Annotated in this window: 8 protein-coding genes; 7 read left to right on the plus strand and 1 reads right to left on the minus strand. The window is 34.0% G+C overall.

Translation table 11 applies throughout. The features are described from left to right. Positions 1-63: 63 nt before the first annotated feature. From kynU to CN601_RS12015, 7 genes are all read left to right on the plus strand, one after another. Positions 64-1350 carry a kynureninase gene (gene kynU / locus CN601_RS11985; RefSeq protein ID WP_098171180.1) on the plus strand — a complete coding sequence of 429 codons (1287 nt, stop codon included), beginning with the start codon at positions 64-66 and terminating at the stop codon, positions 1348-1350. A gap of 38 nt (positions 1351-1388) precedes the next feature. Continuing rightward, positions 1389-2813 (plus strand): amino acid permease, encoded by a 1425-nt coding sequence (locus tag CN601_RS11990; protein ID WP_098171181.1) that lies wholly within the window; start codon positions 1389-1391, stop codon positions 2811-2813. Positions 2814-3415: 602 nt separating this feature from the next. Continuing rightward, positions 3416-4210 (plus strand): alpha/beta fold hydrolase, encoded by a 795-nt coding sequence (locus CN601_RS11995; protein WP_306659821.1) that lies wholly within the window; start codon positions 3416-3418, stop codon positions 4208-4210. Between the two features lie 218 nt (positions 4211-4428). Then, positions 4429-5730, plus strand: a complete 1302-nt coding sequence (locus CN601_RS12000; protein ID WP_098171182.1) for a hypothetical protein — start codon at positions 4429-4431, stop codon at positions 5728-5730. 171 nt (positions 5731-5901) lie between these two features. Further along, positions 5902-7092: a M20 family metallopeptidase gene (locus CN601_RS12005; protein ID WP_306659822.1), complete on the plus strand. Its 1191-nt coding sequence runs from the start codon at positions 5902-5904 to the stop codon at positions 7090-7092. Between the two features lie 18 nt (positions 7093-7110). Then, positions 7111-7308, plus strand: a complete 198-nt coding sequence (locus CN601_RS12010; protein ID WP_056473942.1) for a DUF3311 domain-containing protein — start codon at positions 7111-7113, stop codon at positions 7306-7308. Beyond that, positions 7308-8786 (plus strand): sodium:solute symporter family protein, encoded by a 1479-nt coding sequence (locus tag CN601_RS12015; RefSeq protein WP_098171183.1) that lies wholly within the window; start codon positions 7308-7310, stop codon positions 8784-8786. Before CN601_RS12010 ends, CN601_RS12015 begins: the two co-directional genes overlap by 1 nt. 54 nt (positions 8787-8840) lie before the next feature. Here CN601_RS12015 and CN601_RS12020 read toward each other — a convergent pair whose 3' ends face one another. Further along, complete coding sequence (locus CN601_RS12020) at positions 8841-12968, minus strand: S8 family serine peptidase (protein WP_098171184.1); 4128 nt, start codon at positions 12966-12968, stop codon at positions 8841-8843. Between the last annotated feature and the right edge of the window lie 21 nt (positions 12969-12989).

Below are 12989 nucleotides of genomic sequence, written 5' to 3' on the forward strand. Positions count from 1 at the left end.
CATAGTGTCGTTTATTTTGATATGATTTTTTCATAAATAGTAGATTGATAGAGGAGGAGCAAAATGGATACGAAAGTTATAGATGATACATTAGATTACGCAAAAAAAATGGACAGTGTTGATTCACTTAGAAAGTTTAGAGATGAATTTTACTTAAAACCTGGTTCAATCTATATGGATGGTAATTCATTAGGACTTCTTTCTAAAAGGGCTGAGCGCACTTTACTAGAATCTTTAGATGATTGGAAGAATTACGGAATAGATGGTTGGACGAATGGAAATCATCCTTGGTTTTTCATGGCCGAAAAATTAGGAGAGAAATTGGCTCCATTAGTGGGTGCTTCTGCTGAGGAAGTAATTGTAACAGGTTCCACAACAGTTAACTTACATCAGTTAGTTGCCACATTTTTTCAACCAAATGGTAATCGAAAAAAGATTTTAGCAGATGAGCTTACATTCCCTTCCGATATTTATGCTCTTCAAAGTCAACTACGTGTTCATGGATTAGATCCTGAAAATGATCTTGTTTGTGTAAAGAGTAGAGATGGCCGTTATTTAGAAGAGAACGATATTATTAATGCAATGACGGATGAAATCGCTTTGATTATTTTACCGACAGTTTTATATCGAAGTGGTCAAATTTTAGATATGAAGCGTTTAACGGAAGAAGCTCATAAACGAGGAATTTTAATTGGCTTTGATGGATGTCATTCAGTTGGATCAATTCCACATTCATTTAGTGAGTGGGATGTTGATTTTGCATATTGGTGTAATTATAAGCACTTAAATGGCGGACCAGGTGGAGTAGGTGGCTTATTTGTTAATCGTAAACATTTTGGAGCAATGCCTGGACTTGCAGGTTGGTTTAGTTCAAGAAAAGATAAGCAATTTGATATGGAACACACTCTAACACCTGCTGAAACGGCTGGAGCTTATCAAATCGGTACACCTCATGTATTAAGCTGTGCACCATTAATTGGTTCATTGGAGATTTTTACAGAAGCTGGAATTAATGCGATTCGCGAAAAATCACTTCGTATAAATCAATTTTTAATGGATTGTATTGAAAAAGAATTACCTGACATGGGATTTTTCATTGGGTCACCTAGAGAGGATGCACGTCGAGGAGGGCATGTAAGTCTGGAGCATGAAGAAGCAGCACGAATTTGTAAATCGCTGAAAGAAAATGGGATTATCCCAGACTTTAGAGCACCGAATATTATCCGTCTTGCACCTGTAGCACTTTACACTTCTTACGAGGAAGTTTGGGAAGTTGTGCAAACACTTAAGAAAATCATGATTGAAAAGCAGTATGAAAAATTTAAAAATGAACGTGAAGTTGTGGCATAAGCTTAGTTGGCTATCGAAGGGGACAAGGGGATGAGATCATGAAGAAATCCACCACTAATTATAAAATTGAAAACGAGCAAGAAAAAGGCTTAAAAAGGGAGTTGAAAACAAGTCAACTGACGATGATTGCAATGGGGTGTGCGATCGGGACAGGTTTATTCCTTGGAAGTGGACTTGCAATAAAAACTGCTGGACCGAGCGTATTACTAAGTTATGCAGTAGGTGCGTTCATCGTTTTACTACTAATGGGGTGTTTAGCTGAGATGACTGTTGCACATCCTACAAGTGGCTCGTTTGGAACTATTGCCGAAAAATATATTCATCCTATGGCTGGTTATCTTGTCCGCTATTCATATTGGGTTGCACAAGTACTTGCAGTTGGAGTAGAAGTAAGTGCAATTGCAGTCTATATGAAATATTGGTTTCCAACTGTACCAGGGATAGTTTGGATTACGTTTTTTGCAGCAGTTTTAATTTATATAAACGCTACAAGTGTTAATACATTTGCAACATTTGAGTATTGGTTTTCAATGATTAAAGTAAGTGCAATTGTTGGATTTATCCTACTTGGATCGTATGTTTTATTTGGGTCATCTAACCACGGAAATATAGGTGTAGAGAACTTGACCAATGATGGAGGATTTATGCCTTTTGGTTGGTGGGGCATGTGGGTAGCTGTTTTTATATCATTATTTAGTTTTCTAGGAACAGAAATGATAGCGGTTACAGCGGGTGAAGCGAAAGAACCCGATATTGCTGTTCCAAAAGCGCTCAAAGCAACAGTTTTTCGTTTATCGATTTTTTATGTATTAACGATCGGTATTATGTTGATCATCGTTCCATGGAAATCGGCAGGAGTTGATGAAAGTCCATTCGTAAAAGTAATGGAAATATTAAACATTCCTTTTGCATCTGGCGTTATGAATTTTATTATATTGACTGCTGCTTTATCTGCGATGAATAGTCAATTATATGCTTCGACAAGAATGGTGTATTCACTTTCAAAAAGCAATCATGCTCCGAAGATTTTAGGGAAAGTCAGTAAAAAAGGTGTTCCAGTAAGCGCGCTTTCAGTTTCAACGATCGGTATTATTGTTGCTGCTATTGTCAATGCCGTTCTTCCAGATTCTTCTTATGCTTTTATGATGGGAATATCAATGTTTGGTGCCATGTTTACATGGATGACAATCTTTATATCTCATCTATTTTTTAGAAAGAAATGGGAAAAGTCAGGCGGTAGAAAATTACCAGTAAAAATGATTGGATTCCCTTATTTCACAATTTTAGGAGCAATTTTATTAGTAGGATTAACAATTACTTCGTGGTTTACTGGCTTTAAAATTATGCTTCAATTCGGTATACCATGGTTAATTGTACTATCTGTAGCGTATCTATTTATTAATAAAAATCAGAATCGTACTATTCAACGAAATGATTCGGTATTTAAAACAGAGGATCGATAAGTTCTATATTATAAGGAGATGTCTCAAGTTATTGTGAGACATCTTTTTTTGCTTAGAAATACGAACAAAATATGGACTTTATTCATAAAGCAGCTATTTTTGTGCATAAAAGGCTGGTTTTCGTTCATAATTTTTTTGACAGATGTGATCGTTGAACTAGCCAGGACTGAAGATTGAAAAATGCGAACATAAATTGAATAATATTGATAAAGTTGTGAACTTCGTTGATATATTACCAAAACCCGTTGATATAATACCAAAACTCGTTGATATAATACCAAAACCCGTTGATATAATGCCAAAACTCGTTGATATAATGCCACAACCGGTTGAAATAATACTGATTCTCATTGAAATAGTATAAAAATCAGCAAATAAATTCTGGAATCAAATAAAATAAGCCCAATATCCAATAGTTAATATTCAAATTAATAAAAGTTTCATAGAAATGATAATCATTCAATTTGCCCAATAGAAAATTAAAAATATAAAATACATAAATTGGTATATATTTTTAAATAATGGTAATTTATATTTATAGTGTGATTAAAGGGTAGACGAAAATAGTCTACTATTTATCGAATAAACTAGAATGGAGTTGAATGATCATTAATAGTAAAGTAGAACTTCAAAATTTAACAATTGCGTATAAGGATCAAGGTAAAGGTAAGACAATTGTTTTAATTCATGGTTTTATGGGAAGTCATGCATATTGGGAAAAAGTAATACCAAAGCTTGCAGAGAATTATCGAGTAATCGCAATCGATTTACCTGGGCATGGCGAGTCTACTTCTATAAAGGAAGAACATTCAATTGAAGATTATGCAGATGTAATGAAAGATCTACTTGATCAATTAAACATTAGCCAAGTAACGATGTTTGGGCACTCTTTGGGAGGCTATGTTACATTAGCATTTGCAGAAAGATATGAACGGTATTTAAATGGATTTTCATTAATTCACTCTACAGCTTATCCGGATAGTGATGAAGCAAAAAAAGGTAGAATGGCAAATGCTGAGAAAGTAAAAAATGAAGGAGTTAAAAATGTAGTGGATGGATTGATTCCAAAACTTTTCTCTCCAAACAACATCCAAAAAAATAATTCAGAAATAGAATCAGCAAAGGAAATTGGTTATAAAACTTCAGTCGAAGGTACGGTTAAAGCACTTATTAGCATGAAGGACAGACCAGATCGAAATCATGTACTTAACGATACGAATTTACCAGTTCTATTATTAGCTGGGAAAGACGATCAAATCATTCCGCCAGAAAAAACTTTTTCAGTCAAAAAAGAAAATATAAAAACTGCTACTTTAAACAGTGCGGGGCATATGAGCATGTATGAGTCACCTGAGGAGTTAGTTAATGAAATGAAGGATTATTTAAATTCATTTTAACAATCAGGAAACCATTATAGAAAATTTTTAAAAGAATTAAAGAGACTTTCCATTAAGAAACACTTCTTGATGAAAAAGTCTTTTTTTTGTTTAACTAATTGTAAATAACATGGTAATTTAAAGGGAAATACTGTTAAGATTATTAATAAGCATATAAAGTACAAGAAATATAAAAAAACATAGTTTATATAAATATAGAGTAATTGGTGGGTGTAATAATGTATCGTATTGGACTCGTAGGCCCTGCGTGGTCTTTAGAAAGAATTTTAGGTTTTTCTAAAGAATATGAAAAGGAATTTGAATTTTTCCCATTTGCATATGATGAGCCGGTTGAGACAAAAGAAATTGTAAAGAAACATGATCGAGATGTTGATGTCTGGCTGTTTTCAGGGCAATTACCATATAATATTGCAAAAAAACTTCTACATTCTAGTGAAAAATTATTGTATATTCCTCATACTGAGGCTACTGTTTATAAAAGTTTGCTAAATATTATGTATTTTACTGGTAAGTTAATTAGACGATTAAGCGTTGATATGCCAATATATTCTAATCTCTTAGAGGATGCTTTATTACAGTTGAATACCCCTTTTGAGCAGCTTTATATAAAAAAGTTGGAAGAAGAAGAGATTGATTTAGAGGGGATTTTACAATTTCATCTTGAATTATGGGAATCAAATAAAACAGAAGGTGTTTTGACTAATTTTCCATACATTTATCAGGAATTAAAAAAACGTGAAATTCCAGTTGAATGGATTTCAACTAGTAGAGTAGATATTCGGCAAACATTAAAGCTATTAAGAGAAAAAGTAAAAGGTCTTTATTTTAAAGACTCTCAAATTGCAGTAGAATTCGTTGAAATTGAAAATTTTGAGAGTATTATAAAGAAATCAAAATCACCGTATCATTTACAGCACATCGAACTACGTATCAAGAATGTACTTCTAACACTCTGTGAGCGTTTAAATGGTTCTTTAATTGAAAAAGGGTACGGTAAATATTTAATTTATAGTTCTCGAGGTGCAATTGAACGAGAGATTAAAATGTTAGAAAATACGATTGAGCAGTTATCGTTAGAATCAGATTCGAAGGTTTCGGTAGGTATTGGATTTGGTGAGACTGTTTTTTCTGCAGAGAAAAATGCGATTGAATCAATTCAACAGTCAAAAGAGATGAATAAGCGAAAAATATTAATTGTCCAAGGTAATGGTGAAATCATTGAGTCATTTGGTAGTGAAGAAGAAATCTCTTATGCTTACCGAACAGATGATCAAGAATTGTTGCAAAAACTTAAGTTAGGAAATATTAGCGTGAAGACATTTCATAAAATCGAAAACCTTATAAAAAGAATGGGGTGGAGTGATTTTACGACAAAGAACCTAGCGGAGCAACTGAATATGACAGAGAGAAATGCAAGGAGAATCGTAGCGGATTTATGTGAAGTTGAATTACTAGAATGTATTGGTGAGGAATCATTATCTTATCGTGGAAGACCTAGTAAAATATATCGCTTTAAATAAACATTTCAAACTGGAATGTTTATTTTTTTAGATTAATTTTTTATAATATTTAGAATTTTCTTCAAAAAAGTATTGTGGAAACCGTTTTCAAGTAATAAAATCAACATATAGGGAAAAAGACCGTAAATGTTCCTTAAAATGATTTTAATAAATCTCGGAGGTGTATTGATCGTGTACGAAATTTTTTCTGAATTAAATTTAGATGAATTAGTTAGCTCGATAAATGATGAAGTGATTGAATGGAGAAGATATTTACATGAAAATCCTGAGGTATCTTTTCAAGAGGAAAATACTGCTCTATTTGTGTATGACAAACTAAAATCATTTGGTAACTTAGAAATTTCTAGACCGACTAAGACTAGTATTGTTGCTAGATTAATAGGCGATTACCCAGGGAAAGTGCTGGCAATTCGAGCAGACATGGACGCACTTCCGATACAGGAAGAAAATATAATGAAATTTAGTTCTAAAAATGATGGAATAATGCATGCATGTGGTCATGATGGACATACTGCAATGCTATTAGGTGCTGCGAAACTACTATGTAACTTTAAAAATCAAATAAAAGGTGAAATCCGATTTATTTTCCAACACGCAGAAGAATTACCTCCTGGTGGTGCAATTGAGATGGTGAATGCAGGAGTGCTTAATGGTGTTGATCAGATTATCGGAGCGCATTTAATGAGTAATTTGGAAACCGGTAAAATTGGTTTGAAATACGGCCCAATGATGGCTGGTGCAGATATGTTCAAAATTACGATTTTTGGCGAAGGTGGTCACGCTTCTCAGCCGAACCAGACAATTGATCCAATACTAATCGGAACTCAAGTAGTAACAAACATCCAGCATATTGTCTCAAGGAAGATCGATCCAATTGATACAGCTGTCATTTCAGTTACACAATTTAACGGAGGTACAGCAGTAAACGTCATTCCAAACTTTGTTACAATCGGAGGTTCTGTTCGTAGCTTTAAACCTGAAGTTAGAAAACGTATACCGGAGTTAATCGAGCAAGTTGTAAATGGAGTCACCAATGCTCATGGAGCAAAATATGAGATTGAATATCATTTCGGTTATTCTCCGGTCATTAATGATCATGAGACAACTAGTTTAATAGAGAAAACTGTTTGTGAAATATTTGGAGAAGAAAACCGCATATTAATTAATCCAATAATGGGTAGTGAAGATTTTTCAGCATTCCTTAATGAAGTTCCTGGGACTTATTTTTTTGTAGGTGTAAGAAATGAAGAAGAGGGCATAGTGTATCCACATCATCATCCGAAATTTAATATTGATGAGAGAGCTTTAAAGGATGGAGTAAAGATTTTTGTTCAAGCAGCTTTTAACATATTAAATAATTAATATTAAGGAGAGTAGAGAATGAAGAAAATCTATTTACTTGGTTTTATTCCGATTATTGGTTTTGTAATAGGTGCGTTGTTTTCGAATAAAGTTACACCTTATGTACTTGGAATGCCTTTTTTTCACTTCTCAATCGTACTGTGGTCTTTTCTAACTACTGCATTTTTAGGATTAATCTATTTATTTGATCCTGCTAATAAAGAGGAGGAAATATAATGAATACCGGCACACTTTTTATTTTATTATTTTTTGTTGTTTCAATTGTAATTGGCTTATGGTCAAAAAAAGGTAAAGAAATGGATTTAGAACAATGGTCTGTTGGTGGCCGTGGAATGGGGACGCTTTTCATCTTTTTACTATCAGCTGGAGAAATGTATACCACTTTTACCTTTTTAGGCGCTAGTGGTTCGGCATATGGTGAAGGAGGTTCGATTTTTAGTATCGTTTCTTACGGTTGTATCGCATCGATCATATCTTATTGGGCATTTCCTAAGATTTGGAAATACTCCAAAAAACATAAGCTCATTTCGCAGTCAGATTTTATGGCTAAGAAATATGACAGTCCGATACTTGGAGTACTTGTAGCTATAGTTGGAATCGTCGCTTTAATTTGCTACCTAGTACTACAATTCAAAGGCTTAGGCTATATTGTTGAAATTACTTCTTATGGCGTTATTTCTTCAAAAATGGCCATTATATTTGGCGCATTTGGTGTTACTTTATTCGTCATGCTATCAGGGATACATGGTTCTGCATGGACTTCTGTTTTAAAGGATTTTTTAATTCTTGCCATTATTCTATTTTTAGGTATCTATTTTCCATTGCATTTTTATGGTGGTATTAAGCCAATGTATCAGGCTATCGAACAAGCAAAGCCTAACTTTACGATTCTTCCTAAACATGGTATGAATCTAACCTGGTATATTTCTACTATTATATTAAGTGGGATTGGGATGTATATGTGGCCACACTCTTTTCCACCTATTTTTGCAGCGAAAAATGCAAAGGTATTGAGAAAAAATGCAATCATTATGCCACTGTATCAATTAATCTTATTATTTGCGTTTTTCGTAGGCTTTGCAGCAATCTTACAAATTAAAGGTGTACAAGGTAGTGACGGTGACAAAATTTTATTACTTCTTTCAAAAAAGAACTTTGATCCTTGGTTTGTAGGATTAATAGGAGGGACAGGAGTATTAGCAGCGTTAGTGCCCGCATCGATGATTTTAATGGTAATCTCTACCTTATTTGTAAAAAATATTTATCAAGTAATAGTACCTACTAAATCAGAAAGTCAGATTGCAAAACTAATAAAATTTCTAGTGCCGTTCATTACTCTAATAGGAGTGTATTTTACATTTAAAGGTGGAGACTCGTTATTTAGTATTGCAATAGTTGCTTATAATTTTATCACGCAGCTTGCTCCACCATTTTTCTTAAGCTTAATGAAGAAAAATTTTGTAACGAAATACGGTGCTTTTACTGGGATTATCTTTGGTGGGGCGATTGTTTCAATATTTGATTTAGGTGAAAAAACATTCGCTCAAACTTTTCCTCACCTTCCACAGTTAATGAAAGACCTAAACGTAGGGATTGTTGCACTTGTTATTAATGCACTTGTTATGATCGTTGTAAGTCTTATTACAAAAAATAACATCTCTGCGAAAAAGAAGGTTGACATATTAGCTGGATAATAAAAAAACGTCGGGTCTAGTGATCCGACGTTTTCTATTAATCTTTTGAATCGTTTATTGAATAGCTAAATCCTTCAAAATATCCTCTAAAGTTTCACCTTTAACTTTCTTTTTGCCTTTTGGAGCGTCTTGAAGATCAGGGTTTGGCGTTAAATAATTCTTTTGAACAAAGCTCATATCCTTTGCATCAACGATTCCATCGAAATTGATATCAGCTGCGCGCTTGTTAGTACCCCAATATGTTTTAATATAATCCGCATCTAATACATCGATTACATCGTCGTTATTAACATCTCCACCCATTACTGGTGCGTACAAAATATAAGATAAGCGTCCAACAGTATCGCCATTCGTAATGTCATATAAATCATTAATGGTTACATGTCGGTCGAAATGTCCTGGAATTTTGACTGTTAAATCATAATCTTCATTTGATGCTGGAAGATTTTTAACAAAGTAGCGTGCACTGCTGTTAAATTCTCCTGTGTATGTCTTGCCACTTTTTGAAACTAATTTTAAACTCATACCAGCTTTAGAAAAGTCCTTTTTGTAGTCTAACCAAATACCCCAATCATCTAAAAATCCATCTGCAAGAATACCGCCTTCAAGCTGAGAGTAAGTTGGTACAATATTGATACCTTGACCAAAGCCTTGAATTGTCGTAGGTGCTTGATTTAAAGAAAATGCTGTTGATTTTGTAATGTCAATGTTTTGAATCCATTTAATATATGTGCTTGGTTTTTCCTTCACTTTAAACGTAATATCAATTAATGGCATAGCGGTTTGAATTGGCTGGATTGAATCACCAGTTAATTGTGTATTAAGTGTGATATTACTTGTAGTTTGGTTAATTATTTTTAGGTCAGCATTTAGACCATGTGACTTAGCATAATTAGTAAAATCCTTATTTAATGATACATTTGCGATGTCATAAGTTGTTGAAGGGAATGATAAAGTAAATTCTCCTCCTGTTAAATCTTTAATATTATGTGCACTAAGTGATAGCGTTACATTTTCGCCGTATTTTACATCATTTTTGCTTGCTACTAGTTTTGCATATGGAAGTCCTTTTTTTACAAGTGTGTATGAGAAATTAGGATGATCTTGCATACCATTCCCGGCATAGTCATAGGCATCTAGAGTGATTTTTGTGACATCTTTACCGTCTATTAGACCAGTATTAAATTCAAAGTCACCATTTTTTTCAATTGCTAAAGGTGTTGATGAGTATTTTGTTTTATTAATTAAGTTAACCATGTTAGAAGACTGATCCCAATTAAATCCGTTTTGATTCATGATATCTACTTGTTGATCAAAGATGTTACCCTTTACAGTCATACCGTCTTCAGTCACTTCATATACTCCACCTGGTTGTTGCATTTTTACGATAGGGTTCGTATTTTCAATATAAAAGATATCAGACTTTTTAAATGTTTTACCTTCTCTGTTAGTTGCGATTAGTTCCAATTCATATTTTCCTGGAGGTGCAAGTTTTTTTGAATAGGAAATTGGATGATCTTTATGACCTGTAAATGCACTATAAAGTCCATTAAATCCGTACTCAGTTTCAAAAGGAGTATCCTCTGTGAAAAGTCCTTCGTATGCATCAACTAGTCCGAGTTCTTTCCCAGTTTTCGCATCTTTTAATACAAGATCTACCGTTTCCATCGAACTATTAAGTGAAAATTCAATACCTGTTCCGGATGGGAAACTATGATTTAAGTCTCGTCGTGTTGTGAATGCGTCTTCATATGCATTGATATGATTAATGCCTTCTTGTAAGTGCTTGAAGCCAAATGGTAATTGATAAACTTCATCAGGATTACTACTGTCTGTAATATAAATATAACCTTCGTAATTACCAAATTCAGCAGTAGCAGGGATGTGAATCGTTGGTTTAATTTTTATTGTTTTGTTTGCATTAAGTGTAATTGAATCAGGTACATCTAAAGTAACATTATTAGCTAAAGCATCTTTAGCACCTTTTACATTTTGATTAAACTTAACTTGAACTTTATATGTTTTCTTTTTGTTACTATTATTCGAAATAGAAACTACTCGAGAGTCTGTTTTTTCTTTGTCCTCAGTAACTTGTGGACCGAAGCTTAAAGCTCCTGTAACGTCTGGTATTGTTATATCATTACCATCTTTTGTACTGATTGTTTTATCTAGCACTTTAATATGCAAGTTAGCATGTACTGCTTCGTAAACATCAATTCTTCCTGCACCTACTTCGAATACACTGTAATCTTTTTGTAGCTTATCTGCTGTATTCATTAAAGCAGCTTTGACATCTTCTGGTTTGTATTCTGGATGTTTTTGAAGAAGAAGCGCTACTGCTCCAGCAACATGAGGTGTAGCCATTGATGTTCCAGATGCACTCATGTATGCATTTGTATAATCAGTTAGATGATTTGGTCCATTTTGATAAGCTGGTACACTTGAGAATACAGCAACTCCTGGTGCAGTAACTTCTGGCTTAATATCATAAAATCTAGTTGACGGACCACGCGAACTAAAGTCAGCTAATGTATCTCCACCAGTTTTTATTTCACTTAGAGAGTTTAAAGTAAATGTCGCATTCCCTTGCTTTACTTGATCGACAACTTTTAATCCTTGTTCATTTGTAAGCGTAAATGAAGGGATAAAGTCAAAGCCGTTTCCAAGATAATGAGGAATTTGGCCTTCTTCTGGGTTATTATTGTACATTAAAACTGCTTTTGCACCATGTTTCTTAGCAAGCATTACTTTTTCATTTAAAGAAAGTATTCCACGTTCGATCAATGCGATTTTTCCATTTACATCCTTGCCGTTATAATCACTTTCACTATTTCCTAACCCAACAAATACGATTGGTAGAGACTGATTTTTTAATGTATTTAAGTCGTCATCAAAGCTTTTTGCTAGAAGTCTTAAATTCGAGAGTGATAGATTATCATTTGAACTAACAGTACCAGTAGCTGTAGGGATTGTCATAGAAAAATCACTTGCACCAACTGTTAAAGCTAGTGGAGAAGTACCAGGTGAACCAAGTGAATACAAATCACTACCAGAGTTACCAGCCGCAATAACAGCAGTCGTTCCAGCTAAAACAGCATTATTTATTGCGATTGCATTCGGATCAAGTGGATCATTATAATTTGAACCTAATGATAGATTAATAACATCCATTCCGTCTGCTACTGCTTTATCGATGCCAGCGATGATGTTACTTGAAGTTCCTGATCCATATGGTCCAAGCACTTTGTATGCATAAAGGTCAACTCCAGGTGCAACTCCAGTAACTGCATAATCTGTGTTATTTTTACCTTGACCTGCAATCGTTCCAGATACATGGGTTCCATGGGAAGTATAGTATGTGGATCCAGCTAACGCATTAGTTTCAGGTTCTCCAGATTTTTTCCAGTCATCGTAAGTTGTCTCCATTGGATCAGAATCGTTATTTACGAAATCATATCCGCCTTTATAAACATCTTTTAAATCAGGATGGTTATAATCAATTCCTGTATCTATTACAGCAACCTTCACACCTTTACCAGTAATACCTTCTTCATGAAGCTTTGTTGCACCAATATTTTCAGTACTATCTTCTGCAGGGGAATGACTAATTGATTCACTTGATTGTGTCTCGGATGGAGATGGATCTATTTGGATAATTTTATCTTCAAATATTGCTTTTACTTCATCCATCGCGAGAATAGTATGTACTTCATTAGCGGGTACAGTCATCGCAACACCGTTAAATGCTTGACGGTACTCTTTACGAATTTGAATGGTTGGAATGGCTTTTTTTGCTTGTCCGATTTTATTTTTAAAATTTTGATGAGATTTTTCTACTTTGTTTTTAGCATCGTCTAGGGAAACTGCTATGCCATTTTCTTCGTTTTTCTTTACATCCGTTTTAGCCGGGTCCTGTGCAAATTGAACGATGATGCTCACAGGTTTATTACTAGTCGTATCGAGCTTAGGTGATAAATATTTATCTTGGTCCGTTGTTTCAACATTTTTATGGACTCGATTGCGATCCTCTTTTGTTAAATTTTTCAAGTATTGCTCAACGTTTGATATGCCACTCTGTGAAGTAGAATCAACCGAAGCAAAAGTGTGACTAGAAAATAGCAAACTAGCTGCTATAAAACTAGTAGAAACAACTTTGAGTGGCATGACTAAATTACTCTTCAAATACAATACACCCCTTCAAAT

The organism is Bacillus sp. AFS017336 (assembly GCF_002555445.1).
Lineage (GTDB): Bacteria > Bacillota > Bacilli > Bacillales > Bacillaceae_G > Gottfriedia.